Annotated in this window: 22 protein-coding genes; 13 read left to right on the top strand and 9 right to left on the bottom strand. The window is 64.1% G+C overall.

Features of this window, described 5'->3' with window-relative positions:
- The first annotated feature begins 106 nt into the window (after window positions 1–106).
- From JAB8_RS17150 to urtE, 7 genes are all read left to right on the top strand, one after another.
- Window positions 107–718, top strand: coding sequence for a transglutaminase family protein (locus tag JAB8_RS17150; protein ID WP_070290725.1), 612 nt, complete (start codon window positions 107–109; stop codon window positions 716–718).
- A 16-nt stretch (window positions 719–734) separates the two neighbouring features.
- A complete protein-coding gene (locus tag JAB8_RS17145; protein ID WP_070290724.1) occupies window positions 735–1523 on the top strand; it encodes a DUF4349 domain-containing protein in 789 nt (262 codons plus the stop codon).
- Window positions 1524–1708: 185 nt separating this feature from the next.
- Window positions 1709–2962 (top strand): urea ABC transporter substrate-binding protein, encoded by a 1254-nt coding sequence (urtA, locus tag JAB8_RS17140; protein ID WP_070290723.1) that lies wholly within the window; start codon window positions 1709–1711, stop codon window positions 2960–2962.
- A 137-nt stretch (window positions 2963–3099) separates the two neighbouring features.
- Window positions 3100–4686 carry an urea ABC transporter permease subunit UrtB gene (urtB, locus tag JAB8_RS17135; protein ID WP_070290737.1) on the top strand — a complete coding sequence of 529 codons (1587 nt, stop codon included), beginning with the start codon at window positions 3100–3102 and terminating at the stop codon, window positions 4684–4686.
- Window positions 4683–5804, top strand: a complete 1122-nt coding sequence (urtC, locus tag JAB8_RS17130) for an urea ABC transporter permease subunit UrtC (protein ID WP_070290722.1) — start codon at window positions 4683–4685, stop codon at window positions 5802–5804. Before urtB ends, urtC begins: the two co-directional genes overlap by 4 nt.
- Window positions 5801–6631 (top strand): urea ABC transporter ATP-binding protein UrtD, encoded by an 831-nt coding sequence (urtD, locus tag JAB8_RS17125; RefSeq protein ID WP_070290721.1) that lies wholly within the window; start codon window positions 5801–5803, stop codon window positions 6629–6631. Before urtC ends, urtD begins: the two co-directional genes overlap by 4 nt.
- A gap of 19 nt (window positions 6632–6650) precedes the next feature.
- Complete coding sequence (gene urtE, locus JAB8_RS17120; protein ID WP_070290720.1) at window positions 6651–7349, top strand: urea ABC transporter ATP-binding subunit UrtE; 699 nt, start codon at window positions 6651–6653, stop codon at window positions 7347–7349.
- A gap of 2 nt (window positions 7350–7351) precedes the next feature.
- On the opposite strand, the gene JAB8_RS17115 is transcribed toward urtE, so the two are convergent.
- From JAB8_RS17115 to JAB8_RS29555, 3 genes are read right to left on the bottom strand one after another with little or no spacing between them, the layout of a single operon-like run.
- A complete protein-coding gene (locus JAB8_RS17115; protein ID WP_070290719.1) occupies window positions 7352–7936 on the bottom strand; it encodes a chromate transporter in 585 nt (194 codons plus the stop codon).
- A complete protein-coding gene (locus JAB8_RS17110; protein ID WP_070290718.1) occupies window positions 7933–8523 on the bottom strand; it encodes a chromate transporter in 591 nt (196 codons plus the stop codon). The genes JAB8_RS17115 and JAB8_RS17110 overlap by 4 nt, the downstream gene beginning before the upstream one ends.
- 53 nt (window positions 8524–8576) lie before the next feature.
- Window positions 8577–8753: a hypothetical protein gene (locus JAB8_RS29555; RefSeq protein WP_175445211.1), complete on the bottom strand. Its 177-nt coding sequence runs from the start codon at window positions 8751–8753 to the stop codon at window positions 8577–8579.
- 263 nt (window positions 8754–9016) lie between these two features.
- Here JAB8_RS29555 and JAB8_RS17105 point away from each other — a divergent pair, with 263 nt between their 5' ends.
- On the top strand, window positions 9017–9238 hold the full coding sequence (locus JAB8_RS17105; protein ID WP_070290717.1) for a hypothetical protein: 222 nt from the start codon (window positions 9017–9019) through the stop codon (window positions 9236–9238).
- Window positions 9239–9654: 416 nt separating this feature from the next.
- Here the strand turns inward: JAB8_RS17105 and JAB8_RS17100 are convergent, their stop codons facing one another.
- Together JAB8_RS17100 and JAB8_RS17095 are read right to left on the bottom strand one after the other, a co-directional pair.
- Complete coding sequence (locus tag JAB8_RS17100) at window positions 9655–10254, bottom strand: response regulator (protein ID WP_227742005.1); 600 nt, start codon at window positions 10252–10254, stop codon at window positions 9655–9657.
- A 362-nt stretch (window positions 10255–10616) separates the two neighbouring features.
- The gene (locus tag JAB8_RS17095; RefSeq protein WP_083287778.1) at window positions 10617–11165 is read right to left on the bottom strand and encodes a phosphohydrolase; all 549 of its coding nucleotides are present in this window, start codon (window positions 11163–11165) and stop codon (window positions 10617–10619) included.
- 200 nt (window positions 11166–11365) lie between these two features.
- Here JAB8_RS17095 and JAB8_RS17090 point away from each other — a divergent pair, with 200 nt between their 5' ends.
- Together JAB8_RS17090 and JAB8_RS17085 are read left to right on the top strand one after the other, a co-directional pair.
- On the top strand, window positions 11366–14515 hold the full coding sequence (locus JAB8_RS17090) for an NAD(P)-binding protein (RefSeq protein ID WP_070290715.1): 3150 nt from the start codon (window positions 11366–11368) through the stop codon (window positions 14513–14515).
- 2 nt (window positions 14516–14517) lie between these two features.
- Window positions 14518–15429 carry an alpha/beta hydrolase gene (locus JAB8_RS17085; RefSeq protein WP_070290714.1) on the top strand — a complete coding sequence of 304 codons (912 nt, stop codon included), beginning with the start codon at window positions 14518–14520 and terminating at the stop codon, window positions 15427–15429.
- Here the strand turns inward: JAB8_RS17085 and JAB8_RS17080 are convergent.
- Entirely contained in the window at window positions 15414–18314 is a 2901-nt protein-coding gene (locus tag JAB8_RS17080) for a hybrid sensor histidine kinase/response regulator (RefSeq protein WP_254679536.1), read from the bottom strand. The genes JAB8_RS17085 and JAB8_RS17080 overlap by 16 nt on opposite strands.
- Window positions 18315–18470: 156 nt before the next feature.
- Between JAB8_RS17080 and JAB8_RS17075 the strand changes: the two genes are divergently transcribed.
- Window positions 18471–19100, top strand: coding sequence for a LysE family translocator (locus JAB8_RS17075; RefSeq protein WP_034754929.1), 630 nt, complete (start codon window positions 18471–18473; stop codon window positions 19098–19100).
- Here the strand turns inward: JAB8_RS17075 and JAB8_RS17070 are convergent.
- Window positions 19063–19797: a YceI family protein gene (locus JAB8_RS17070; RefSeq protein WP_070290713.1), complete on the bottom strand. Its 735-nt coding sequence runs from the start codon at window positions 19795–19797 to the stop codon at window positions 19063–19065. The genes JAB8_RS17075 and JAB8_RS17070 overlap by 38 nt on opposite strands.
- Window positions 19798–19934: 137 nt before the next feature.
- Complete coding sequence (locus JAB8_RS17065; protein ID WP_070290712.1) at window positions 19935–20831, bottom strand: alpha/beta hydrolase; 897 nt, start codon at window positions 20829–20831, stop codon at window positions 19935–19937.
- A 111-nt stretch (window positions 20832–20942) separates the two neighbouring features.
- Here JAB8_RS17065 and JAB8_RS17060 point away from each other — a divergent pair, with 111 nt between their 5' ends.
- Window positions 20943–21821 carry a LysR substrate-binding domain-containing protein gene (locus JAB8_RS17060; protein WP_070290711.1) on the top strand — a complete coding sequence of 293 codons (879 nt, stop codon included), beginning with the start codon at window positions 20943–20945 and terminating at the stop codon, window positions 21819–21821.
- A 501-nt stretch (window positions 21822–22322) separates the two neighbouring features.
- Here the strand turns inward: JAB8_RS17060 and JAB8_RS17055 are convergent.
- Window positions 22323–25028: a M1 family metallopeptidase gene (locus JAB8_RS17055; protein WP_070290710.1), complete on the bottom strand. Its 2706-nt coding sequence runs from the start codon at window positions 25026–25028 to the stop codon at window positions 22323–22325.
- A 252-nt stretch (window positions 25029–25280) separates the two neighbouring features.
- Between JAB8_RS17055 and JAB8_RS17050 the strand changes: the two genes are divergently transcribed.
- Complete coding sequence (locus JAB8_RS17050; protein WP_070290709.1) at window positions 25281–25904, top strand: glutathione S-transferase family protein; 624 nt, start codon at window positions 25281–25283, stop codon at window positions 25902–25904.
- Window positions 25905–26126 lie beyond the last annotated feature (222 nt).

Raw genomic sequence — 26126 nt, 5'->3', positions numbered from 1 at the left:
AGCGAGCCTGAGGCGTGGATTTTCTTTGTTCCTGCGCAAACAAACACTGAATGTTGCGCCGCTTCGACTAAAATCGCGCATTATCTTTTCGCATTGCCTTTATGCCATGTCTACCGACTTTTCCCCCGACTTTTCCATATATCTAGCCAGCAGCCTGTATATCGATAGCGATCATCCGGCCGTGCGCGCCAAGGCGGCCGAACTGGCGGCAGGCGCCGTAGGCGACGCCGCCATCGCGGCCCGCTGCTTTGCCTTCGTGCGCGACGAAGTCGCCCACAGCTGGGACTACCAGCGCAATCCCGTCACCTGCCGCGCGTCCGACGTCTTGCAACACGGCACGGGCTATTGCTATGCGAAGAGCCATCTGCTGGCCGCGCTGCTGCGCGCCAACGGCATCCCCGCTGGCCTGTGCTACCAGCGCCTGGCCGTGGGGGAAGCGGGCCCGCCGTTTTGCCTGCATGGCTTGAACGCCGTGTATCTGCAGGATGTTGGCTGGTACCGCATCGATGCGCGCGGCAACAAGCCTGGTGTCGCGGCCGCCTTCACGCCGCCGCAGGAACAGCTGGCCTTTCCCGTGCTGGCGCCGGAAGAGCGCGATCTGCCGGAAATCTGGCCGGCACCGCTGCCCCAGGTGATCGCCTCGCTGACCTGCCATGCCACGGTGCAGGACGTGGCCGCGCACTTGCCCGATATCGAATTGTTGCCGCTGAAAAAATAATTTCAAGAAAGAAATCATGAAAAAAGTGTATCTTGGTCTGTTCGGCCTGATGTTGCTGGCCGGTTGCGGCGGCAAGGGCGAGAGCGGCGGGCAATCGAGCGCCGCGCGTCTCGATGGCAAGGAAAAAGGCAGCGAGTTTCTTGCCTATGAACACAATGTCAGCGTCGATACGAGCGAGGCGCAAGTGCGGCCCCTGTATGAAAAAGTGGTCGCCGCCTGCAAGGCCGATACGGAAAACGGCTGTCTGCTGCTCGATTCCAGCCTCGACAGCGGCCGCTACGTGCATGCGCGCATCAGCATGCGCGCCAAGCCGGCCGGCATCAAAAAGCTCGTCGCGCTGGTCGCGGCCGATGGCGACGTCACCAGCCAGGGCACCAAGGTGGAAGACCTGGGCCGTCCTGTGCTCGACAGCAAGAAGCGCCTGGAGATGCTGAAACAGTACCAGGCGCAGCTGCAAGACCTGGAAAAGCGCTCTGGCGCGAACGTCGACGCCCTGATCAAGGTGACGAAGGAGCTGGCCAACGTGCAAGTGGAGCTGGAGCAGGCGACGGCGGCCAATGCGCTATTAATGCAGCGCATCGACACGGACTTGCTGAACGTAATGATCAGCGCTGAAGGCAAGCAATCGTTCTGGCGGCCCGTCAAGCGTGCGTTGGGCAATTTCACGGACAACCTGTCGGAAGGCGTGGCCAACGCCATCACGGCCATGGCTTACATCCTGCCGTGGCTGATCGCTTTCGTGCTGCTGTTCCCGCTGGGCCGCAAGGGCTGGCGCCGCTTGAGAGGCTTGCCGCGCAAGGATTAAAGCCTCCGGCGCACCGTTTTACGGCAATTTGAAACCTGGCTGCACAGTCCTTGTGCAGCCAGGTTTTTTTTCGTGCGGCGAGCGCCGCGTGCACCATGGCGGACAGCTGTAGGCGCTGGCACGCATTCTGCTTTAACAACATGGCAGGCCCAGCTCGACCCCACGAACCCATCACAGGAGTCCCCATGTCACGACGCATCATCCTGAAAGCGGCCGCCGCCGGCGCATTCGCCCTGGCCACGTCCACTTATATGCAGGCAGCCCTGGCCGCCGATACGATCAAGGTCGGCATCTTGCACTCCCTGTCGGGCACCATGGCCATTTCAGAAACGTCGCTCAAGGATGTGGCGCTGATGACGATTGCCGAGATCAATGCCAAGGGTGGCTTGCTGGGCAAGAAGCTGGAAGCCGTCGTCGTCGACCCCGCGTCGAACTGGCCTTTGTTCGCGGAAAAAGCGAGACAACTGGTAGCGCAAGACAAGGTGGCCGTGGTATTCGGCTGCTGGACGTCCGTGTCGCGCAAGTCGGTTTTGCCCGTCTTCAAGGAACTCAACAGCCTGCTGTTTTACCCGGTGCAATACGAGGGCGAGGAGCTGGAAAAGAATGTGTTTTATACGGGCGCCGCGCCCAACCAGCAGGCGATCCCCGCCGTCGAATACCTGATGAGCACAGATGGCGGCGGGGCCAAGCGTTTCGTGCTGCTGGGCACGGATTACGTGTATCCGCGCACCACCAACAAGATCCTGCGCGCCTTTTTGAAAAGCAAGGGAGTCAAGGACAGCGATATCAGCGAGGTCTACACGCCGTTCGGCCATGCCGACTATCAAACCATCGTCGCCAACATCAAGAAGTTTTCCACGGGCGGCAAGACGGCCGTCATTTCCACCATCAATGGCGATTCGAACGTGCCGTTCTACAAGGAGCTGGGCAATGCGGGCCTGAAAGCCACGGACGTGCCCGTCGTCGCGTTTTCCGTGGGCGAGGAAGAGCTGCGCGGCATCGATACCAAGCCCTTGCTCGGTCACCTGGCGGCGTGGAATTATTTTGAATCCGTCAAGAATCCGGTAAATACCGCCTTCATCAAGCAGTGGAAGGCGTATGCGGTGGCGCAAAAGCTGCCGAACGCGGGTTCGGTGGTGACGAACGACCCGATGGAAGCGACCTATGTGGGCATCCACATGTGGGCGCAAGCCGTGGAAAAGGCGAAATCGACGGACACGGACAAGGTGATCGCCGCCATGGCGGGCCAGAGCGTCAAGGCGCCATCGGGCTTCACCCTGACCATGGATGCAACGAACCACCACTTGCACAAGCCCGTGATGATCGGCGAGATCAAGGCCGATGGGCAATTCAATGTCGTGTGGAAAACCAAGGAACCGATACGCGCCCAGCCGTGGAGCCCGTATATCAAGGGTAATGAGGGCAAGCAGAAGCTGTAAAAAGCTTGCGCGTCGATTCGTCGCCGCAACCCCAGGCAAAGAGCTGGGGTCAGACCCGGCGGGTCTGACCCCTGTCCTTGTCTTTGGGGGAAGGATACCTATCAAGACATCGGCTTTACTACATGGAATCCATGCACATGCAGCTTCTCCCCAAACTGCTGGTCCTCGCCTGCCTGTTGCTATCCTCGCTGGCGCAGGCCGCCATCCCTCCCGACCTGCTCAAGCCGCTGGCCGGCGACGATCCCGACGCCAGGGTCGCCGCCGTGGCGCAGATAGCCGCCCTGGCCACGCCCGAGGCTGCCAAGGTGCTGCAAGCGCTGCAGGACGACGCCTTGTACGCCGCGCCCGACGGCAAGGTGTACATCGTTGACGGCGAGCAGGCGGTTGACCCGGCAATCGGCCGGAACGTGCCGATGCCCGACGGCATCGATGGCGTGATGGTCAACAACCGCTTGCGCGCGGCCGTGGCAGGCGCCTTGTCGGGTTTGCAGTTGCTGGCGCCGGAGCGCAGCGCCCGCCTGGCCGCCGCGCAAGCCTTGCAAAAGGCGGTCGACCCCGCGCAGCTCCCCCTGATCCGCACCGCGCTGGCGCGGGAAAGCGACGCTGAAATTCAACAACTATTGCAAGTGCTGATCGCCAGCGCCAACCTGCATGCACCCGACGCCGCCACGCGCAAGGCCGCCGTGCAGGCGCTGGCGGGCAGCAGCGATGCGCGCCTGCTGCCGGTGCTGCAAGCCATGCTGGAGCAGGGCGGCGAACCCGACGAAGCCGTGCAGCTGGCCGCCATCGACACCATGCGCCAGATCAAGGGACGAGTGTCGCGCATGGAATTGGCCGGCAATGTGTTTTACGGCATCTCGCTGGGCAGCGTGCTGCTGTTGGCCGCGCTGGGCCTGGCCATCACCTTCGGCCTGATGGGCATCATCAATATGGCGCATGGCGAATTGCTGATGATAGGCGCTTACACGACCTATCTGTGCCAGCTGTTTTTCCGCACCTATCTGCCTGGCCTGCAGGATGCGTATCTGCTGGCCGCCTTGCCGGCCGCGTTTTTTGTTGCCGGCCTGGTGGGCGTGGCACTGGAACGCACGGTGATCCGCTGGTTGTACGGCCGGCCGCTGGAAACCCTGCTGGCCACCTGGGGCATCAGCCTGATCCTCATGCAGCTGGTCCGCACGATCTTCGGCGCGCAAAACGTGGAAGTGGCCAACCCGGCCTGGATGTCGGGCGGCGTGACGGTACTGGGCGGCCTCGTGTTGCCGTACAACCGCCTGGCCATCATCGCCTTCGCCGTCGTCGTCGTCGTGGCCGTGTGGCTGATCCTCAACAAGACGCGCCTGGGCCTGTTCGTGCGGGCCGTCACGCAAAACCGCCGCATGGCCGATTGCGTGGGCGTGGCCACGGGCAAGGTCGACATGCTCACCTTCGGCCTCGGTTCCGGCATCGCGGGCCTGGGCGGCGTGGCCCTGTCGCAGCTCGGCAATGTGGGTCCGGACCTGGGCCAAAGCTACATCGTCGATTCCTTCATGGTGGTGGTACTCGGTGGCGTGGGCCAGCTGGCCGGCACCGTGATCGCCGCGCTGGGCCTGGGCGAAGTCAACAAATTCCTCGAACCGGTGGCGGGCGCCGTGCTGGCGAAGATCGCCATCCTGGTATTCATCATCATTTTCATCCAGCGCCGGCCGCAGGGCCTGTTTGCCATGAAGGGACGCAGCGTCGAATGACTACCTCCTACCCGATCAAACAGGGCCTGTTCACGCGGCCCGTCTGGCTGGCGATTGCCGCCTGCAGCGTGCTGGCGGCGCTGCTGCCGATCTTTAATCTGGCGTTTGCCGAAGGCCATGCCTTGCATGTGTCCGCCTACACGGTGGCGCTGGTGGGCAAGTTCATGTGCTATGCACTGGCCGCGCTGGCGCTGGACCTCGTCTGGGGCTATACGGGTATCTTGTCGCTGGGACACGGCGTGTTCTTTGCCTTGGGCGCGTATGCGCACGGCATGTATCTGATGCGCGCCATCGGCGACCAGGGCCAGTACCGCAGCAGCTTGCCCGACTTCATGGTCTTTCTCGACTGGAAGACCTACCCGTGGTACTGGGCCTTCACGGAACACTTCTGGTATTGCATGGCCCTCGTCGTGCTGGTGCCGGGTGTGCTGGCCTTCGTCTTCGGTTATTTCGCGTTTCGGTCGCGCATCAAGGGCGTGTATTTTTCCATCATCACGCAAGCGATGACGTATGCCTTCATGCTGCTGTTTTTCCGCAACGACACCGGCTTTGGCGGCAACAACGGTTTCACGGATTTCAAGACGATATTGGGCCATAACATCACGGCACCCGCCACCCGGGCCGTGCTGTTTCTGCTGACCCTGGCTTTCCTGCTGGCGGCGCTGGTGGGTGCGCGCGCCATCGTCCGCTCGAAACTGGGCAGGGTGCTGCAGGGCGTGCGCGACAGCGAGGCGCGGCTGATGTTCCTTGGCTACAACCCGCTGTGGTTCAAGCTGTTCGTCTGGACCTTGTCGGCCGTGCTGTGCGGCATCGCCGGCGCCCTGTACGTGCCGCAAGTGGGCATCATCAACCCGTCCGAAATGTCGCCCGCGAACTCCATCGAGATTGTCGTGTGGGTGGCGGTGGGCGGGCGCGGTACCTTGCTCGGTCCGATTTTGGGCGCTTTTACCGTGAACGGCTTGAAAAGCTGGTTCACGGCCGTCTTGCCGGAACTGTGGCAGTTCGCGCTGGGTTTGCTGTTCATCGGCGTCACCCTGTTCATGCAGCAGGGCATGCTCGGTGTGTTGAACAAGCTCAAACGTAAAAAAGTCGCCATCGTGGCAGAGGAGGCCGCATGAGCATCCGCATGTTGCCCGGCATGGCCGGCACCGAGGCTGGCCCCACGTATGCGCGCGTAAAAGGCGAGGGCGTCGATACGACGCATGGCGCGATTCTGTATCTGGAAGACATCAGCGTGTCGTTCGACGGTTTCAAGGCCATCAACAAGCTGAGTCTCGATATTTCCGTGGGCGAGTTGCGCTGCATTATCGGCCCGAATGGCGCGGGCAAGACGACGATGATGGATGTGATCACGGGCAAGACGCGGCCTACGTCCGGCACGGCCTGGTTTGGCCAGACCATGAATCTGGCCACCATGACGGAAGCGCAGATTGCCCACGCGGGTATCGGCCGCAAGTTCCAGCGCCCCACCGTATTCGAGCAGCACACGGTGTTCGACAACCTGGAACTGGCGATGAAGATGGACAAGCGCGTGGCGCCCACCCTGTTTGCGCGCTTGTCTTCCGAGCAGGCGGGCAGGATCGAAGCGATCTTGCGCCTGATCCGCTTGAACGGCCACGAAGCGCGGCCGGCCGGTTTGCTGTCGCATGGGCAAAAGCAATGGCTGGAAATCGGCATGCTCCTGATGCAGGAGCCGCAGCTGATTTTATTGGATGAGCCCGTGGCCGGCATGTCGGATGCGGAAACGGCGCGTACGGCCGAACTCCTCAATGAATTGCGCGGCAAGCATTCGATCATGGTCGTCGAGCACGACATGGGTTTCGTCACGGAGATCGCTCAGCAAGGCATCGTCACCGTGCTGCATGAGGGTGCCGTGCTGGCACAGGGGCGCATGGACGAAGTGCAAGCCGACGAGCGGGTCATCGAAGTCTATCTGGGAAGATAATAAGGGGAGATCGCAGGCCATGCTCGAAGTGCAACAATTAAATCAATACTATGGCTCCTCGCACACCTTGCGCGGCATCGACCTGTCGGCGCGCAAGGGCGAATGCCTGGCCTTGCTAGGGCGTAATGGCGTGGGCAAGACGACCTTGCTCAAATGCCTGATGGGCGTGCTGCCCGTGGCGCAGGGCAAGGTGCTCTTCAATGGGCATGACATCACGAGATTGGCGCCGCATGCGCGCGCCAGGCTGGGCATGGCCTACGTGCCGCAGGGGCGCGACATCTTTGCGCGTCTGACGGTCGAGGAAAACTTACTGATGGGCATGGCGGTGAAGCGCGGCAGGCTGGCCTCGCGCATCGATCCCCACGTGTACGAGCTGTTTCCCGTACTAAAAGAGATGCTGCAGCGGCGCGGCGGCGATTTGTCTGGCGGACAACAGCAGCAGCTGGCCATCGCGCGCGCCCTGCTGGCCGAGCCGCAATTGATCATCTTCGACGAGCCGACGGAGGGTATCCAGCCCTCCGTCATCAAGGATATTGGCAGGGTCATTGCCTTGTTGAAACAACGGGGCGACATGGCCATCGTGCTGTGCGAACAGTATTTCGACTTTGCCCGCGAGCTGGCCGACGAGTTCATCGTGCTGTCGCGCGGCAGCGTGGTGGCCAGCGGCAAGGCGGAACAGATGGATGGCGATGAGGTGAAGCGGCACCTGGCCGTGTAAGGTCAGACGAGCTGGAACCAGCCCAGCACGGCGCCGGCCGCCAGCAGCCACAATAAATGGACCTTCGTGCGCCAGATGATCAGGCCGGCCACGATGGACAGGCTCCACAGGGGCCAGTCGGTGCGGATGTCATGGTTGGCGCCGCCCAGTATCATGCCCGTGGAAATCAGGAGGGCGACGACGATGGGCGCCATGCCTTGCTTGAAGGCGCGCACGGGGCGCAGGTCGCGGTTGCGGTAGCCCCACTGGGCCGCCACGTAGGTGAGGGTGGTGCTGGGCAGCATGATGCCCACCATCGTGATGAACACGCCGAGATAGGCGGCCGTGTAGCTGCCCGCATTCATGCCCACGTTCCAGCCCATCAGGGCGACGAACAGCACATTGGGGCCGGGAGCGGCCTGGGCGATGGCGATCGACTCGTTGAATTGCGCCTGCGTCAGCCAGCCATGCTGTTCGACGAGGAAGCGGTGCATTTCGGAAGTGGTGGAAATGGCGCCGCCGATCGACATCAGCGACAGCATCAGGTAGTGGCCGAACAGGTTCAGCCAGTCGCCCGCGCTTAACACCAGTTGCAGGGGCGGATTCATGTGGACAGCTTTCGATAGGTGAGCAGGCAGCCGATGCCGCCCAGACCCAGCAGGATGTACAGCAGGGGCCAGCGCAGCACGGCCACCATCAGCACGCCCAGCACGGTGATGGACAAGGTCAGCCACAGGGGCAGCGGATGCCTGGCCAGCGCCGTCGCCAGCTTCACACCCGTGGCGGCGATCATGCCGGCCGAGACGGCGGCCATGCCGCGCAGTGCGCCCGCCATCTGCGGATTGTCGCCAAAGCGCGTGTACAGCACGCCCAGCACAAGCACGATGATGAGGGGGGCGGTCAGCATGCCGGCCAGCGCCGTCAGCGCGCCTTTCAAACCGAAATAGCGCCCGCCCACCATCAGCGACAGGTTGACGACATTCGGCCCGGGCATGATCTGCGCCACGGCCCAGTCCTCGAGGAATTCCTCCTGCGTCAGCCAGCGCTTGCGCTCCACCATTTCGCGCTGGATCACGGCCAGCACGCCGCCAAAGCCTTGCAGGGCCAGCCAGGTGAACGAAAAGAACAGGTCGGCAAGCGAGGCCGGTTGCGGACGGGGCTGGTCGGGTTGGGGAGTGGATGAGGCGGCGGGCATGCACGATTATGGCCGTGCCTGCTCCGCCTTGTCCATGCCTATCTCCATGCCGTCTAGCCGCCGCCCACGCCGGCGATGACCACGCCCGTGCCGCCGCACATGACGCAAGGCTGGCCATTGTCCGTGTTGCCCCTGCCCATGCAATATGTGCAGACGTTTTCTCCCGTGCCGGGCGTGCCGGGCGGGGCGATGTCGCTAGGATGTTGCTCAGAATCCGGTGTTGTATTCATGTCGTGTCTCCTTTGCATGCAGGGCGGGAGCTGCGCGATGGCGGCCAAATCCCATGGTAGGCCGGCGCCGCGTGAGGCGTTTGACCTGCCTTAAGGTGCGCGGCCTTGCATCCCCGAAAAAAACTGCATTGCAATAGCTGGCTGGCATTGACATCGCGCGTTTTTCAGCAATACTTTCGCTGTCGCCTTCCGCACTGGCCATGCTGGTGCCGGTCCCCGCTGCTGCATCCCGCCACCGTCGCTTTCTTCAGGAGTCATCGATCATGCCTCATTCCACAGAAACGCTGCATATGCCCGCCAAAACCGTGGTGCTGCATGCCCGCATCGACCAGAAGATGTCCGATATCGTCAATCTGGGCATCGCCGTGCAGGCAGCCTTCAGCACCTTGTGCGCGCTGGAATACCTGAAGTCATACAATGTCGCCCCCGACCTGATCGAGCGCGTGCTGCTGCATCCGGAGCAGCGCCGCCAGACCGTGCACTGAGTATCCTCGCGGCAACTGTATTGCCGGCAGCGTTGGCCCGGTGTTGTCGGATTGATCATTACGGCTCAGTTATGCACAAATGATGGGCTAACGAAATTGGCGAAATAATTTTCTTGTGATTATGTGTGACTTTCTAAGTGTTTGATTTTAATGGATTTTATTTTTGCTGTTTGATTGAGCAGTTTATTGAAAGCCGCACGGGCTGTGGCTTTGAAGGCTGTCAATAGGCCCTTATCCACAAAGATATCCACAGTCCGTGTGGATATCTGAAAAAGCGCTTAACAATCCGCCACTTAGGAAAAAGGGGCGGGCCAGCGCCTGCTTTCGGCGCGCGAGATGGGCCAAAATGGGGCATGCCACAAGCCTGTATGCCTATCCAGTGCTCTTGTTTTTATGACTGAAAGTAGCGGCCCAGTTCAGGGCGTGCCGCCGGCCGGCGCCGCTGGCGTGTCGCCGCACTGGGCCAGGGCGGCAGCCAGTTCGGCGACTTGCTGCTCCGCTTCGCGCAAGGTGGCATAGGTGCGCAGCGAGGCGATCACAGTGGTAAACAACTTGCGCGTGGTCAGGTCCGTCTTGCACCAGAAATCGTTGATGTCGTAATCGATGATGATGCGGTGTTCCAGCGCCTGGCCGGGCTGGCCCGTGCGCAGGATGATGCGCACGGCGCTGTTGTGCAGCTCTTCGCGGATCTGGCGTGCCACTTGCAGCCCGGCATCCTGGGTTTCCATGATCACATCGAGCAGCACCACGGCGATATCGGAAGTGCCGCGCAGCAAGGTGAGCGCCTCGGCGCCCGAGTACGCGTGCAAAAAGCTCAGCCTGCGGCCCTGGAAGCTGGCCTGGCTGAGGGCGAACTTGGTCACCACGTGCACGTCGACATCGTCATCGACGATCAGCACGCGCCATGGTGCCGCGGTGGCAGGCTCTGCCGCCGCGTCTGCCCGTTCCAGCGGTTCGTCGACCAGCCAGTCCGGTTCGTCCGCTCCCTTGGCGGCGTTGTCGCTATCCATGTTCATGCGTTTATCCACCGTTGATCGTGCTTGCTACTCCACACTATGCCAGTCTACGGGGTTTGTCAAAACAATGCTGTTCAAGCAAGACGGCCTGGGCCAGGGTTGCTTATGCACAGCAAAATATATTTTCATTGTGGCAAAGTAACTTTGTTCGAGCGCAAATTCGTGATTGCAAGTCATTGATTTCATTGGGGTAAAAAATTGCCTGTGAAATCAGCAAATTGTTGAAACCCGCATCAATACTGGTGTTGCGGCTTGTCAAGAGGGGCTTATCAACAACTTTATCCACAGTTGCTGTGGATATCTAAAAAAGCCGTGCAAAAACCGGGGCTTAGCGCCCGTTCATGCGGCAAGGTCGCAGCATTTCATGCGGCCAGCCCAAGCACGCCCAGCTGGGCAAAGGCGTGCAGGAAGCGCTGCTTGGCTTCGGCGGGACCCATGGCGTCGATTATACCGGGCAAGGGGGCGATGCCGTCAAGGTAAGCCCAGCGTTCGGCCGAGTGCGGCATCAGGTCGCGCTTTTCCGTGGCCAGCGCGATCAGGTCGGCCCGCTTGATCGGTGCGTAATCGGAAAAATCCAGCCCATATGTGGCGGCGATGATGGCGCTGACCTTGTCTTCCAGCACGGCAAACTCGGGCAGCAACACTTTCAAGGGTTTCACCATGTCGCCCAGATAGGCTTCGGCCGCGTCGTGCAGCAGGGCGGCCAGGCGCAAATGGGGCGGCACCAGTTCGGCGACGATCAGGCTGTGCTGGGCGACCGAGTAAAACACTTGCGTCTGTCCATTGAAGCGGCACTGGTAGGCGAGGCCGTGGGCAATGTCCTCGATGGCTACCTTGTCGATATGCGGGCGCAAGGGATAAAAACGGTTGCCTGAATAGGTGGAAACGTAGTCGGTGGTAATCATTGCCATGGCATGGTGCTCGGAACGCTCAAGATGCTTCATCGTACACCCGATGGCATGGGCTTGCCCCGGCTGCGGTGCACAGGCGTCGGGCTGCTGAGCCTATGCATCTTGGCAAAGCCTTTAATTTATTTCATATCATTCATTGTTCTTTCTCAAATACACTATAGCAATCTTGTTTGTCTGAAACTTCATTTAGGGGCAGGGCAATGACGGCGATACCTTCGGCAAGACCTTCGTATATCTATCAGGGCGGTTCGGTGATGATGCACTCGCCGCTGCAATTGAAACAGTCGGAAATGTACGGCTATTTCGTCAGGGGCGACCTGGCCAAGCTGCAGGCCACGGTGAATACCACGCTGAACCAGGTGGCGGGCAGCAAGATGACATTGAAAGCCCTGTCGCCGTATGTGATGCTGACGTTTACGCGCGTCAACCATGCGGACTCGGCCAATCCCGTCGACCAGGCCAAGGGCTGGATCACGGAAGTCGACATCGTCACCTGGATCATGGTCGGCAAGATGGATGAACACGGCAAGCTCGCGCATATCTACTGGTATCCGTGCCACATTTTTGTGGATGACGCCATGGCCTTGATCAACGGGCGCGAACTGTTCGGCTATCCGAAATACCTGTGCGACTACGAAATTCCCGCCGCCGGCAGCGAGCCGCTGCGCTGTTCCGTCGCCGCCAAAGGCTTCCAGCATTTTTCGCCGGAAACGAAGCTGGCCCTGCACCCGCTGCTGGAAGTCAATGCCACCGTGCAGACGGGGCCGCACAAACCCGTCAACAGTTTCCTGGAACTCATCGAGCAGGCATTCGAGATTTTTCTCTCCATTCCCGATTTCTTCGACATGGACCAGGCTGGCTGGGCCGATATTTTGTCCTTGCTGCGCAACCCGCGCATTGATCAGATTTTCCTCAAGCAATTCCCCGACAGCGCGGGCGTGAAAGCCGTGTACCAGGCTCTGGTGGCCGCGCCGGCCGAAATCAACCGCCTGCACAGCGCGCGCCTGCTCGGCTATGAATATGAATGCACGGTGCACGCCTTCGACAGCTTCCCGCTGGACCAGACCCTGGGCTTGCAGCTGGGACCGCAGGAGGCGATTTTGCCCTTCAATGTGAACTTCGATTTCACGGCCATGCCGGGCGAGGAACTGGTCGACAATTCCCGCATCGCGCCGGAAAAGATTGCCATCCTCGGCGGCGGCGTGGCAGCCATGACCACCGCGTATTATCTGACGAACCAGCCGGGCTGGCAAAACCGGCACGCCATCACCGTCTACCAGCTGGGCTGGCGCCTGGGCGGCAAGGGCGCCAGCGGGCGCAATGCGCAGGCGGGCCAGCGCATCGAGGAGCACGGCCTGCACATCTGGTTCGGCTTCTACGCGAACGCCTTCAGGATGATCAAGGAAGCCTACGCCAGCCTGGAACGCCCGCCCGGCGCGCCGCTGGCCACCTGGCGCGACGCTTTTAAACAACACGATTACGTGGCCCTGTCGGAAGACGTCAAGGGACAATGGCGCAACTGGTCCATCGTCTTTCCCACCTTGCCGGGCGAGCCGGGCGAGGGCGGCGAAGACGTCACCCTGTGGCAGATGGCCATCGCCATGGTGGGCTGGATCGAGCAGTGGCTGCGCCAGATCCGCCAGGTGGCGGACGCCGACGCGCGCATCGTGCGTGCCAGCGCGCAGCCAGGTGACGGCGAAGGCGAAGGCGTGTGGCCGGGCTGGCTGCGCCGCCTGGCCGACGAAGTGGTGGGGCAGGCCGATGAACTGGGGCTGGACGTGGGCCTGTCCGTGGGCGCGCTGGTGGCGCTGGTGGCCGACCTGGCGCCGGACTCCTCGCGCCACGACCACGCCCGCCACCAGCTGCTGGCCAGCACCCTGAACGGCATCCGCGCCTGGCTGCGCCTGCGCTACCGCGCGCTGATCGATGGCGACGATGAATTGCGCCGCCTGTTCACCTGCCTGGACCTGGGCATCACGGTCATGAAGGGCATGTTCGAGGATGGCGTGTTCAAGAACGGCTTTGACGTCATCAACGACATCGATTTCCGCGCCTGGCTGCGCAAGCATGGCGGCGACGAGCAGTTCAGCGTCAATTCGGCGCCCGTGCGCGGCTTTTACGACTTGGTGTTCGCCTACGAGGGCGGCGATTTTTCCAAGCCGAACATCGAGGCGGGCACCTTGCTGCGTTCGATGGCGCGCATCGGCCTGGCCTACAAGGGCGGCATCATGTTCAAGATGCAGGCCGGCATGGGCGACACGATTTTCACACCGCTGTACGAGGTGCTGCGCAAGCGCGGCGTGGAATTCAAGTTCTTCCAGCGCGTGGAGGAACTGGTGCCGGGCGCGGGCGACATCGACAGCATCCGCATCACGCAGCAGGTGCAATTGAAGGACCCGGCCGCCGGCTATGCGCCGCTGGTGGATGTCAAAGGCCTGGCGTGCTGGCCCAGTGCGCCCGATTACGCGCAGATCGCACCGGCCCAGGCGGCGCTGCTGCAAGCGCAGGAAGTCAACCTGGAATCGTACTGGAGCGACTGGCCGCAGCATTACCGGCAGGCGTTCGGCCGCGCGCTGCCCGCCACGGTATTGAAGAAGGGCGTCGATTTCGACAAGGTGGTGTTCGGCATTTCCATCGGCTCGCTGCAAGCCCTGTGCCCGCAACTGCTGGCGCAAAGTCCGGCCCTGCAACTGGCGGCCGACAAGGTGAAAACGGTGGCCACGCAGGCTTACCAGGTGTGGCTCAACAAGGATTTGTCTCAGATGGGCTGGACCACGCAGCCGAAGGGCCAGCAACCGGTGCTGTCGGCCTTCACGGAGCCGTACGACACGTGGGCGCCGATGGACCAGTTATTGGCGCACGAGGATTGGCCGGTGGGGCTGGAACCGAAAAACGTTTCGTACTTTTGCAGCGCCTTCCCCGTCGACAGCTACCCGCCCGTCACCGACACGGGCTTTCCCGCCCGCTGCGCGGCCAAGGCGAAACAGGGCGCGCTGCATCAGCTGGAACGCGAGATCGGCGCGCTGTGGCCCGAGGCGGGCGGGCCCGGCGCGTTTCCGTGGCAATGGCTGGTCGATGCGAAGGCCGGTACGGGACCGGCGCGCTTCGACAGCCAGTACTGGCGCGCCAACGTCGATCCGTCCGAGCGCTACGTGATGTCGGTGGTGGGCAGCACGCAGTACCGGCTGGCGACCGACCAGTCGGGCTTCAGCAACCTGTTCCTCACGGGCGACTGGATCAGGACGGGCCTGAACGCGGGCTGCGTCGAGGCGGCCGTGATGGCCGGCATGCAGACTTCGCGCGCCATGACGGGCTATCCGGCCGTGATCCAGGGCGAGACGGATTTCTAGGCATGCAAGGCCTGATGCTGCTGTGCCTTGTCCTGATCCACCTGCACGCGGGCGCCGCGCCGCCGGGCGCCATTGTGCTGTGGCCCGGCGCTCCGCCCGGCGGCGCGGCGCCGGGTCCGCAGCGCGACAGCGCCAAAGGCTCCATCACGCAGGTGGCGCAGCCTTACCTGATCGCACACCGCCCGGCGCGGCCGGACGGCACGGCCATCCTGCTGGTCAGCGGCGGCGGCTATGCGCATATCGAGGCGGGCAAGGAAAGCGGTCCCGCCGCCGCCTGGCTGCAAGCACAGGGCATCACGGCGTTTGAACTCGTGTACCGTCTGCCGCAGGAAGGCGGTGGCGCCAGCGCGCCGTTGCAGGACGGCCAGCGGGCCATGCGCGTGATCCGGGCGCGTGCGGCCGAGTGGGGCATCGATCCGGCGCGCATCGGCATGCTCGGGTTTTCCGCCGGCGCGCACCTGGCCGGCATGACGGCCGTCCAGCCGGACGCCGCCCTGTATGCGCCCGTCGATGCGATCGATGGCGTCTCCGCGCGGCCCGATTTCGTCGTGCTGCTGTACCCCGTGCTGACCATGCAGCCGCCGTTCGACACGACGCATGCGAAGAAAGAGCTGCTGGGAAGCCACCCCACGCAGGCGGCGCGCGATGCGCTGTCGGTGGAACGCCACGTCGATGCGTGCACGCCGCCCATGTTCATCGCGCAGGCGCTGGACGACCCGATTTCTCCACCCGAGAACAGTACATTGATGGCGGCGGCCCTGCGCCGCGCGGGCGTACCTGTTGAACTGCACCAGTTCCGGCACGGCGGCCATGGCTGGGGCCTGGGCAAGCCGGGCAGCGAACCGGCCGCGTGGCCGCAGCTGCTGCTGGCGTGGCTGCAATCGCGGGGCTGGATGCCTCAGCCTTCGGGCTGAGTTTCCAGGTCGCGCCGCGCCACGTCCAGCGCCGCCCGCAGCTGCGGCAGGAACTGTTCCACGTTATCGAGCTGGCCGTTCGAGGCCAGGGTTTCCATCTGGTGGCACAGGCCGTGCAGGGTGGGGCGGCTCAGGTAGCCGGCGCTGCCCTTCAAGGCGTGGAAGGCGGCCGCCGCGGCGCTGGCATTGCCGTCGCGCACGGCGTGGCAAGCCAGGTCCAGGCGCCGCGGCGCTTCCGTCAGGAATGCTTGCGCGATGCGCTGCAAGTGCTGCGGCGACAGGCCTGCCAGCGGCAGAATGTGCACGGGCGCCGTCATGGGATCGGCCGGCGCCGGCGTTTGCGCCTGCGCGTCGTCGGCATCGTCCAGGCCGAACTGGCGCGCCAGGGTGTCGTCGTCGATGGGTGCGGCCTGCGGCAGCGCGTGGCCGCGCGCCAGCAGCAGGTCGATGATGGCGTCGATTTTCTCGAACAGCAGCGCTTCGTCGACGGGCTTGCTGAGGAAATCGTCCATGCCGGCGGCCAGGTAGCGTTGCCGGTCATGTTCGCTGGCGTTGGCCGTCAGCGCGAGGATGGGAATCTGCGCGTCGGGAATGGGGAACTGGGCATTGCCGCCGTCGCGGATCAGGCGAGCGGCCTGTTCGCCATCCATCTCCGGCATGCGGCCATCCATCAGCACGCAGTCGTAGGGGCCGGATCCCAGCGCGCGCAGCGCCTGTTCGCCGTTTTCCACGATGGTGACCTCATGGCCCATGCTTTCGAGCAGGGTGCCGATGATGATCTGGTTGGTGCGCACGTCTTCGGCGCACAAGATGCGCAGGCGGCAGGCGTGGCGCGCCTGGCGCACCGGCCGGTGCGCGTCGGCCGCCGGCGCGCTGCCGTCTTCCAGCGGCAAGGTGAAGTGGAAGCGCGAACCGATGCCGACCCGGCTTTCCACGCCGATCGTGCCACCCATCAGTTCGACCAGTTCCTTGCAAATGGCCAGGCCCAGGCCCGTGCCGCCGTAGCGGCGCGTGGTGGAATGGTCGGCCTGCTCGAATTTCTGGAACAGGCGCGGCAAGGTGTCCGCGTCAATGCCAGGACCCGTATCGCTGATGATGAATTCGATCTCGCTGCGACCATCGCGGCGCGGCGGCGTGCGGGCGCGCCGCACTTCCAGCAGCACTTCGCCATTGGCCGTGAATTTCAGCGCGTTGCCCAGCAGGTTGATGAGGATCTGCCGCAGGCGCGTGGGGTCGGCGCGCACGTAGCGCGGCAGGTCCAGCGCCAGTTCGCGGCGCAGCAGCAGGCTCTTGGCGTCGGCCTGGCCCTGCACGATGCCGGCCGCGTCGCCGATCAGCGCCAGCAGGTCGAAGTCCACCGTTTCCAGGGTCAGCTTGCCCGCGTCGATCTTGGAAAAATCGAGGATGTCATTGAGGATGGTCAGGAGCGACACGCCATTGTGCAGGCCGATGCGCAGGTATTCCTGCGTACGGCCACGCACGGACTGGTCGCGCAGGGCGAATTTCAGCATGCCGATCACGCCGGCCAGCGGCGTGCGGATGTCGTGGCTCATGGCGGACAGAAAATCGATGCGGTGGCGGCTGACCACTTCCGCATGCTCCTTGGCCTTCAGCAGGGCGTCGTTGCTGAGGGTGAGCGCCAAGGTGCGTTCCTGCACCCGCTGTTCCAGGTTGTTGCGCAGCAGGCGGATCTGGTCGGCCAGGGCAAAAGCCAGCAGCAAGCCGTCGAAGGTGCCGCCGAGCAGGGTCACCAGCTGGGCGTTGGCCACCATGGCCGGCATCAGCCCCAGGTTGGCCGGCAGGATCAGAAAGCCGGGCAGCATCAGCGCGACGAAGGCCAGCACGAAGAAGCGCGCCGGCTGGTAGCCGCGGCGCCAGACGACGATGCCGCAGACCAGCGCCAGCAGCATCCAGATGCTGATGGCGATGGTGGCCAGCGTGTGCGCATACGACAGGGCGAAAAAGCAGCTGGGCAGGAGCAGCAAGGGCAATGCCAGGTTGACCTTGCTGAGACGGTACAGCAGCAGGGAGTAGTCGCGCAGGCGCAGGAAATGCATGTAGAACAGGGTGCTGAAGACGGGCAGCAGGAAAAACGGCACGTAATGCAGCTGCAGCTGGTGCCAGTCGAACAGGTCGGCAAACACGTGGAAGGTCATGGCCCAGGCCAGGCCGTACGTCAGCACGTACAGCGCGTAATAGGCCGACGCCTTTTCCAGGGTGATGGAAAAGATGAAGAAATTGAACAGGCCCAGCGCCAGCAGGGCGCCGATGGAGGCCACCATCAGGAAGTTTTCCTTGCCCACCAGCTTGCGGTAGTCGTGCTGCGTCTTCACGCCGAACAGGGGCGCGCGCGCGTAGTAGGGGCTGGAAAAGCGGATCAGGATGTCATACGTGGCGCCCGGCGCCAGCTGTACGTTCATGCCATAGTGCAGCAAATAGTCGTGCGGCCGCTGGTAGCCCGTGAGCAAGGTACGCGGCGCCGTGTGCGGCCCCGGGCCATACACGTAGACGTCGACCAGGTCGATCAGGGTGTCGTTCGGGTCAATGACCCAGGCCGCTTCGCTGCTGTCGTTGCGCACCTGCGCATGCAGCCAGTAGGCGCCGCCGAACAGGTCGACCTGGTCGGCCGGGCGCTGGCGCGCCAGCCAGGCGGGCAGGGCGGCGGCATCGGCAGGCGCGGCTTCATTTTCGGCAAGAAATAGTTGTCCGCCCTTGCCCAGGTGAGCGATGCCTTGTTTGCTCAGAGGCAAGGGCGTCGCCTGCGCCGCGCCCGCCAGACCCAGCAGGCCGAACAGCAGGCTGAGCACGAGCGGCCAGCCGCATAGCCAGGCGCTGACGCGGGAGCTGGAAGCGCGGTGGCAGGGAGGGGGCGAGTGGGCTGACATCGATGGAGTGGGTGATGGTCGCGCGGGAATTGGCGGCAACGCCGTTTGCTGTGGAGTGTCCATTTTAATCGACTCTCGGTGACACACGGGCAAATTCATGTCCTGTCCGCCTGGCGCCCGCTCCGGTATCATGGCGCTTTTGTCCGCGAGATATTCATGCTCAGTCCCGACCAGTTCCTGGCCTTCCTGGCCGCCGCCGTCTTGATCACCGCCAGTCCCGGCCCCGACAACCTGATGGTGCTGGGCGTGGGCATGTCGCGCGGGCGCCGCCAGGGCATGGCGTTCGGCCTGGGCTGCGCCCTTGGCTGCCTCACGCACACCGTGCTGGCGACCATCGGCGTGTCGGCCCTGCTGGCCGCCTCGCCCACGGCCTTTACGGCGCTGAAAGTGGCCGGCGGGCTCTATCTGGTGTGGCTGGGCATCGGCGCCTTGCGCAGCCGTGGCGGCGCCAGAGTCGATGGCGCGGCCGCCTTGCCCGACGAATCCTTGCTGCGCCTGTTCGGCAAGGGACTGTTTGCCAACAGTATCAATCCGAAAGTCGTATTGTTTTTCCTCTCGTTCCTGCCGCAGTTCATCGTTGCGGGCCAGGGCAATGCCAGCTGGCAGACGGCGCAGCTGGGCCTGGTCTTCACGGCGCAGGCGTGCGTGCTGTTCGGCCTGCTCGGCTATTTTTCCGGCGCCGTCGGCCTGTGGCTCAACCGCCGCCCGCGCGCCGGCCTGTGGCTCGACCGCGTGGCCGGCACCATCTTCATCGGCCTGGGCTTGCGCCTGATCCTGGCGCGCTGACCTCTTGCCGGGCGGTGATGCGGAAGGCCAGTTCCATCTGGTCCTGCACGGCCATGGCGCCGCCCAGGATGGCGAACGGCACGATGCCGAAGTCGCTCTGCTTCAGCAGCAGGCTGCCGCTGGCCTGCAGGCTGCGCCCGTCGGCCGCTTGCTCGACGCGCACCGGCAACTGCACCGTGCGCGTCACGCCATGCAGGGTGATGTCCGCATCAAACACCTGCTTGTCGCCCGTGCGGCGCGCCTCGATGCTGACCCACGGATAGCGTTCCGCCTCGAGCACGCGCACCAGCATGTTGTGGCGCGTGCCGGCGATGGCATCGGCCGACGGCGTCGTCGTCAAGCCGGCCTCCCGCCGCAAGCTTTCTTCATCCACAGTCATCTCGTCGAGCCGGAAGCGCAACTGCGCGCGCCCCGGCGCGGGCGCCACCACGCCCTGCAGGGTATGGCTGGCCACCACGTGGTCATGCCCGAGCCGCGCCAGCGCGCCGCCACGGCGCACGATGATGGTCAGCAGCGATTCTGCGGGCGCGATGTGCAGCAGCTGCATGTCTTGCCGCTGCCACGCGGGCGCCGGTACGGCGGCAGGGGCGGCCGGCGCGGAAGCGGGGGCCGGCGCGGGCGGCAAGGGCGTGCAGGATAGCAGCAAGGCGCAGGCGCAGGCGCCGGCCAGCAGCATGCGGCGGTGAACAGTGTGCATCGATGAAAACTCCTGGCTGGACATGGACTGCGCGTGCAGAGGCGCAAGGCGCGATGGGGCGATAGTAAGCGATCCAGCCTGCCCGGCGCTAGCCCCTTCGCAGGCGGCCGCGCAAGGACGGAGTACAGGGATAGCGTTTACCGCGCCTGTCCGTCGACAAACAGGAGGATGGCGCTGGCGACCACCTGCGGCGCCTCGCGCTGCGGGAAGTGGCCGATGCCTTCGAGCAGCACGCGCTGGTAGGCGCCGCTGAAATGGCGTTCGCGCCCGGCCGAGCTGTCCGGGTGGTTGCAGGTGTCGGCCGCGCCATGCAGCACCAGGGTAGGCACCGGCAAGACGGGCGCCGGGTGCAGCCGCGCTTCGTCGGCCGCGTACGCGGGGTCGCCCTCGGCAAACGCCCAGCGGTGACGGTAGGAATGCAGCACCACCTCGGCCCAGTCGGGACCGTCGAAAGCGCGGCTGGCCTGCGCGAAATCGGCTTCGCCATACCAGCCGGCGGGCGACCAGCTGTCCCACATCATGCGGGCAAACGCGTGGCGGTCATGCTCGACGGCATGCTGGCCCCGCGGCGTGGCCATGAACCAGTGGTACCAGTAGTTGCGCGCCTGCTGGTAAGACAGTTCTTGCCGTGGGTCATTCGTGCCATAGCCTACCGACAGCATGACGAGGCCGGATGCCGCATCGTGGCGCAAGCCGCAGGCATTGGCGACGGCGCGCGCGCCCCAGTCATGGCCCACCAGCAAGGGCCGATCCAGTTGCATCGCATCGATAAAGTCGAGCAAGTCGCGTCCCAGCGCGGCCAGCTGGCCGCTGCGCGGCGTGTCCGCATGGCGAAAGCGCGTGGACGCGAAGCCGCGCAGGGCGGGCGCCAGCACGCGGTAGCCAGCGGCGGCCAGCGCCGTCGCCGTTTTGGCCCAGCTTTCCGGGCTGTCGGGCCAGCCGTGTACCAGCACGGCGCAGCGGCTGCCGGCGGCGTTCCATTCCAGGTAGGCCACGTCCAGCAGCGGGGTGGCGATGTAGTGATAGTCTTGCATGGCATTCCTGACGAAGGTGAGGGGAGAACGTCATGGTAGCGCCGGCAATGCATTTGATTCGTGAGCAATTCATCGATATTATGAGCATATCTTGATGAATTGGAGCGTACCATGCACGCCTTGCCGGCAATGACCCTGGACATCGTCCTCTTGCGCAGCCTGCTGGAAGTGGTCGATACGGGCGGCTTCGCGCTGGCCGCGCAAAACCTGGCGCTGACGCCGTCGGCTGTCAGCGGGCATATCAAGCGCCTGGAACATAGCGCCGGCAAACAGTTGCTGGCGCGCACGACGCGCAGCCTGGAGCTGACGGCGGCCGGCGAACTGCTGTACATGTATGCGCGCAATATCGTCGACCTGGAACGCGAGGCGCGGGCCAGGCTCAGCGGTGCATCGGTGCAGGGGCGGCTGGTCCTGGGCGCGTCGGAGGATTTCGCGGGCACGTGGCTGCCGCAAGTGCTGCAGACGTTCCAGCGCTGGCATCCGCAAGCGTCGATCGAATTGAAGGTGGGCATCACGGCCGACCTGCTGCGGCGCCAGGCGCACGAGCAGATCGATGTCATTTTCGGCAAGCAATGCAGCCGCACGGAAGGGGCCGGCGAATTGCTGTGGGCCGAGCCGCTGGTATGGGCGTATGCGGCCGGCCGCCTGCCCGATGCGCAACTGCCCGTGCCGCTGGCGCTGTTTCCCGCGCCGTGCGTGTACCGCGAAGCGGCGCTGGCCGCATTGGCGCAGGCGGGCCGTGCCTGGCGGCTGGCGTTTGACAGCGGCAGCATGGCCGGCTGCGTGGCGGCGGCGCTGGCCGGCTTTGCCGTGACGCCCGTGGCGCGCAGCCAGTTGCGCGACGGCTTGCGCATCCTGGGAGCGGAAGAGGGCTTGCCGCCATTACCCGATGCCCGTTTTTATGCCTTTCCACGCAATAATACGCCGGCCGTGCTGGCGCTGGTGGACGCCGTGCGCGGCGCGGGACAGCGGCACCAGTTTCGCGCATGATGCCGGCGGCGCTGGAAATGCCGATGAAAGTATGAAAGTTTAGCCTGCGTCATAAGGCGGTCATATGCCGCTGTTATGATGCTTTCGTTGGCACACAGCATGCATTGCGCAGATCACTACGCTCCGGGAGCGATAGGATGCAGGCATGACTCAACAGCTTAGCCGGTGAGCTCAACCATCGGCACCAGACATGTAAAAATTGTTTTATGGCAGTATTTGCATGGTGGGGCAGGGGAAATGCAGGAATCGGGCGGGGCTTTAATGAAGTCCTAAGCCTGCCCGAGGGAAGGACTGGCATAGTGGATACATGGCGCACGGAGACCCCGGGCGCAAGGTTGCCGGACACCTCAATGACCGGCACGATTTCCACGTTTTCATGTGTTTCCCGTTTTATCCCTGCGCTCGAAACAGCGTTTCAACCGGCTACCGCACTGTGCGAAGCCGGTTTTTTTTTGCCTGCGTTTTCATCCGTTCCCGGCGCCGCGGCGCCGGGAAAGCCAATCAGCCCGCCTGTTTCGCCAGCCATGCATCGACGGCCGGCAGCCGTTCGGCGCGCAGCTTGATGCGGTACTTGATGCCGGCCACGGAGCTGTCGGCGTCGCCGCGCGCGCCGGCCGGCAGGTGCGCCTGCGCGTATGCTTCCAGCTTGGCGATCATGTCCGGCTGCGCCGAACCGGCGGCCAGGCGCGGGAAGTAGCGGCTGCGCGAGCTGGCGTCGATGCGCGCATTGACTTGCTCCAGGTGCGCCAGCGCAAAGTCGAAGGCCAGTTCCGGATGCGTGCGCGACACGCGCGAGATCATGGCCGGGCTGTTGGTCACGCCCGGTTCATCCGTCAGCGCCAGCGCCAATGCGCGCCGCGCCAGGGCGGGATCGTCGCTCGAGGCCAGCAGGTCGTACAGCTGGTTCTTCACCAGCGGCGTCTTTTCCTGCTGCGCCCTGGCGTGCAGCTGCTCCCAGGTGGCGGCGTCCGCATGCTGGGCCACCACGCCCAGGATGGTGCGGCGCAGCGGTGCGGGCATGGCGGCGGGATCTTGCTCGCTGGCCGCATGGCGGCGGCGCGCCTCGGCGATCACGCCCGGTTCGCCCATGTCGCCGAGGATGGCGATCAGCTGGCCGCGCAGGGTCGCCACGCTCGAGGCTTCGCCCGCGCGCGCTTCCCAGCCCGTCTGCGCCATCATCGGCGCCAGGCGCGCCACGGCAAAGCGGCCGAAGGCCTGCTGGCGCGCTTTGCTTTCAGCGCTATCGCCCGCATATTGTTCGTACAGGCTGCCCAGGGAGGCGGCCACCTTGCCCAGCACCTGCGGATCGGCCGACAGCGGCGTCGCTTTCACCAGTTCCAGGAAGTCGGCCAGGTTTTGCGCGCCGGCCAGGCCCAGCGACTGGCTGTCCGCCAGCAAGCCCAGTTGGTCGATCGGCGCCAGGCGCGCGAAGCTGCGCGCCAGCGCGCGCGTGTTGGCAGGCGCGTACACGGTGCGGTAGTAGCCGCTCTGGCCCGCGTTCACCAGCAGGGCGCCGCAGCCGGGCACGTTCAAGGTCGCCTTGCCATTCCTGACCAGCACCGTGGCCAGCTTGCCGTTGCCGACCGTCGAGGCGATGACGGGCACTTTCCACGACAGCGGTTTTTTATTCGGCTGGTCTTTGGAAAATTCCGTCTGCGTCAGGCGCACGCGCGTATTGCCGTTCCGGCACACGGCGTTGTCCACCGTGATCATCGGCACGCCCGGCTGCAAGGTGAAATCATGGGCGATGGCGCTGACCGGCTTGCCGGCGGCCGCATCGACTTCGCGCCACAGGTCGTCGGACACCGTATTGCCATACGCATGCTTGCGCATGTAGCTGCGCACGGCCGTGCGCCACATGTCGGCGCCGACATACGCTTCGAGCATGCGGATCACCGCCTCGCCCTTTTGATAGGTGATGCCGTCGAAGGCCTGGCTGGCCTGCTCCACGGTGGCGATGCGCTGCACCACCGGATGCGTGGTGCGCAGCGCGTCCTGGCTCATGGCCGACTCGCGCCCGCCCACGCTGGACAGGGCAGTGTTCCACTCGGGGTGCAGACGCTCCGTGGTGCGGCTTTCCATCCACGACGCAAAACCTTCGTTGAGCCACAGGTCGTCCCACCAGCGCATGGTGACCAGGTCGCCGAACCACTGGTGCGCCATTTCATGCGACAGGGTGGTGTAGATGTTTTCCTTGTCGGTCTGGGTCGAGATGGCCGGGTCAAGCAGCAGGCCATATTCGAAAGTGAAGACGGCGCCCCAGTTTTCCATGGCGCCGAAGAACTGGCTGCGGCCCGGCGCGGCGATGTTGTCGAGCTTGGGCAGCGGATAGCGCACGCCGAAATAATCGTTGTATTCGCGCAGCAGGGCGCTTGACTCGTCGAGCGCGAAGCGGCTTTGCGCCAGCGCGCCTTTCTTCGTGATGACGCCGATCTCCGTGCCGTCGGCCATCGTTGTCGCACGCTCGAAGTCGCCCAGGCCGAAGAACAGCAGATACGTCGACATGCGCGGCGTGGTGGCGAAGTACACGTGCTTCATGCCATTGCCCAGTTCCTCGCTGCTGGCGATCGGCATGTTGCCGACGGCCATCTGGTTGCTCGGCACGACCACGTTGAGATCGAAGGTGGCCTTGTAGTCCGGTTCATCCCACGATGGCAGCATGCTGCGCGCGTCCGAATTTTCGAACTGCGTGTACAGCGCGCGCTGGCGGCCTTGCGGCGTGTCGTAGTCGAGCGAGAACAGGCCCGTGGCCTGCGTGCCGATCTTGCCGCTGTAATCGATGCGCAGCAGGTACTCGCCCTTCGCCACGGGTTCGGCGAAATGCACGGTGGCCGTCTGCTTGTCCGCGTCGAACTCGATCTTGCGCGTCACCTGTTTGCTGCCGCCCGCGCCTTCGATAGCGGCTGCCGCAAACGTCAGGTTCAAGGCATTGAAGGTGATGCTGGCGGTCGGCGCGTCGACCGCCACCTTGATGGCCACCTCGCCCTTGAAGGTAGAGGCGGCGGCGTCCGGCGTGATCGACACAATATAGTGCAGGGGCGTGACGCCGCGCGGCAGCTGCGTGGTGGTGCCGGGCGCATGGCTGGCCGAGACGTACCTGGCGGCGGGAGCGGCATTGTCCGCATGGGCTGCGGTGATGGAAGCCAGTGCCAGGACGGCGGCGGCCAGTTGGCTGCGCCGGAAGCGCGGAGTCGGTGTGCGATGCATGGTATGCCCTTGGTTCATGGATAAAACGCCCGCCAGCCGGATAGGCTGCGGGCGTTGATGACGTGTGGGGGACATCGCTGGAACTGGCGGCCAGCGTTCCCGTACAGCAATCTAAGGCGAAACGGAGGCAAAGTCAACGCGCCAGGGGCGCCGCACCATGCCGGTGCGCTGGTATGATGGGCGTCTGACTGCATTGCCACAGGCTGGTGCCGCGCCTGATTGGCCACCACCATAACGAGACGAGACCTGCACATGAAACTCACTATCAGCCCCCGCACGCCCAATCCGCGCCGCGTCACCATGTTCATCGCCGAGAAGGGCATCACCGGCATCGAAGAAGTGGCGCTCGACCTGATGGCCGGCCATCACCGCGATCCCGCCTTCCTGGCGAAAAACCCGCTGGGCCGCGTGCCCGTGCTGGAACTGGACGACGGACGCGTGCTGACCGAGACGCGCGCCATCTGCACCTACCTGGAAGGCTTGCAGCCGCAGCCGAACCTGATGGGTGAGGGATTCGAGGAGCGCGCATTTATCGAAATGGCCGACCGCCGCGTGGAACTGCACCTGTTCAGCGCCGCCGCCAACTGGGTGCGTCACGGTCATCCGGCCCTGGTGGCGCTGGAAAACCCGCAGTTTCCCGATTTCGCCACGGCGCAGGCGGGCAAGCTGCGCGAGACGGCGCAATGGCTGGACCAGGTGCTGGCCCACCAGCCCTACATCGCCGGCGAACGCTTTACGATTGCCGACATCACGGCCTTCTGCGCGCTGGAATTTGTGCGCGGGCTGATGAAGTACCGGCCGGGAGCGGAAGGGTTGCCGAACCTGCAGGCTTACCGCGACCGCATCGCCGAACGTCCCAGCGCGCAGGCGAAGTAGGCCTTGCGTGCGGGCCTCGTCAACTATGTTGTCGGCTTACGCCCGTTGGGCTAAGCCGACCTACGCCCGGTAGGTTGGATTAGCGGGACGCGTAATCCAACATCATCGCGGGCTGGCCAACAATGTTGTCGGCTTACGCCCGTTGGGCTAAGCCGACCTACGCCGACCTACGCCGGCCTGCGTTTACCGACAGCCCGGTAGGTCGGATTAGCGGAACGCGTA

The sequence above is a fragment of the Janthinobacterium sp. HH106 genome, assembly GCF_001758725.1.
Lineage (GTDB): Bacteria > Pseudomonadota > Gammaproteobacteria > Burkholderiales > Burkholderiaceae_D > Janthinobacterium.
This window is presented reverse-complemented; position numbering and strand designations above follow the sequence as displayed.

Bases quoted from the DNA above. Each gene is read 5' to 3' on its own strand.
- JAB8_RS17085 (WP_070290714.1), top strand. From the start codon at position 14,518: ATGCAAGGCCTGATGCTGCTGTGCCTTGTCCTGATCCACCTGCACGCG.
- urtD (WP_070290721.1), top strand. From the start codon at position 5,801: ATGAGCATCCGCATGTTGCCCGGCATGGCCGGCACCGAGGCTGGCCCC.
- urtC (WP_070290722.1), top strand. From the start codon at position 4,683: ATGACTACCTCCTACCCGATCAAACAGGGCCTGTTCACGCGGCCCGTC.
- JAB8_RS17095 (WP_083287778.1), bottom strand. From the start codon at position 11,165: ATGGCAATGATTACCACCGACTACGTTTCCACCTATTCAGGCAACCGT.
- JAB8_RS17145 (WP_070290724.1), top strand. From the start codon at position 735: ATGAAAAAAGTGTATCTTGGTCTGTTCGGCCTGATGTTGCTGGCCGGT.
- JAB8_RS17090 (WP_070290715.1), top strand. From the start codon at position 11,366: ATGACGGCGATACCTTCGGCAAGACCTTCGTATATCTATCAGGGCGGT.
- urtB (WP_070290737.1), top strand. From the start codon at position 3,100: ATGCAGCTTCTCCCCAAACTGCTGGTCCTCGCCTGCCTGTTGCTATCC.
- JAB8_RS17075 (WP_034754929.1), top strand. From the start codon at position 18,471: ATGCTCAGTCCCGACCAGTTCCTGGCCTTCCTGGCCGCCGCCGTCTTG.
- JAB8_RS17080 (WP_254679536.1), bottom strand. From the start codon at position 18,314: ATGTCAGCCCACTCGCCCCCTCCCTGCCACCGCGCTTCCAGCTCCCGC.
- JAB8_RS17100 (WP_227742005.1), bottom strand. From the start codon at position 10,254: ATGAACATGGATAGCGACAACGCCGCCAAGGGAGCGGACGAACCGGAC.
- JAB8_RS29555 (WP_175445211.1), bottom strand. From the start codon at position 8,753: ATGAATACAACACCGGATTCTGAGCAACATCCTAGCGACATCGCCCCG.
- JAB8_RS17150 (WP_070290725.1), top strand. From the start codon at position 107: ATGTCTACCGACTTTTCCCCCGACTTTTCCATATATCTAGCCAGCAGC.
- JAB8_RS17115 (WP_070290719.1), bottom strand. From the start codon at position 7,936: ATGAATCCGCCCCTGCAACTGGTGTTAAGCGCGGGCGACTGGCTGAAC.
- JAB8_RS17105 (WP_070290717.1), top strand. From the start codon at position 9,017: ATGCCTCATTCCACAGAAACGCTGCATATGCCCGCCAAAACCGTGGTG.
- JAB8_RS17110 (WP_070290718.1), bottom strand. From the start codon at position 8,523: ATGCCCGCCGCCTCATCCACTCCCCAACCCGACCAGCCCCGTCCGCAA.
- JAB8_RS17070 (WP_070290713.1), bottom strand. From the start codon at position 19,797: ATGCACACTGTTCACCGCCGCATGCTGCTGGCCGGCGCCTGCGCCTGC.
- JAB8_RS17065 (WP_070290712.1), bottom strand. From the start codon at position 20,831: ATGCAAGACTATCACTACATCGCCACCCCGCTGCTGGACGTGGCCTAC.
- JAB8_RS17050 (WP_070290709.1), top strand. From the start codon at position 25,281: ATGAAACTCACTATCAGCCCCCGCACGCCCAATCCGCGCCGCGTCACC.
- urtA (WP_070290723.1), top strand. From the start codon at position 1,709: ATGTCACGACGCATCATCCTGAAAGCGGCCGCCGCCGGCGCATTCGCC.
- JAB8_RS17060 (WP_070290711.1), top strand. From the start codon at position 20,943: ATGCACGCCTTGCCGGCAATGACCCTGGACATCGTCCTCTTGCGCAGC.
- urtE (WP_070290720.1), top strand. From the start codon at position 6,651: ATGCTCGAAGTGCAACAATTAAATCAATACTATGGCTCCTCGCACACC.
- JAB8_RS17055 (WP_070290710.1), bottom strand. From the start codon at position 25,028: ATGCATCGCACACCGACTCCGCGCTTCCGGCGCAGCCAACTGGCCGCC.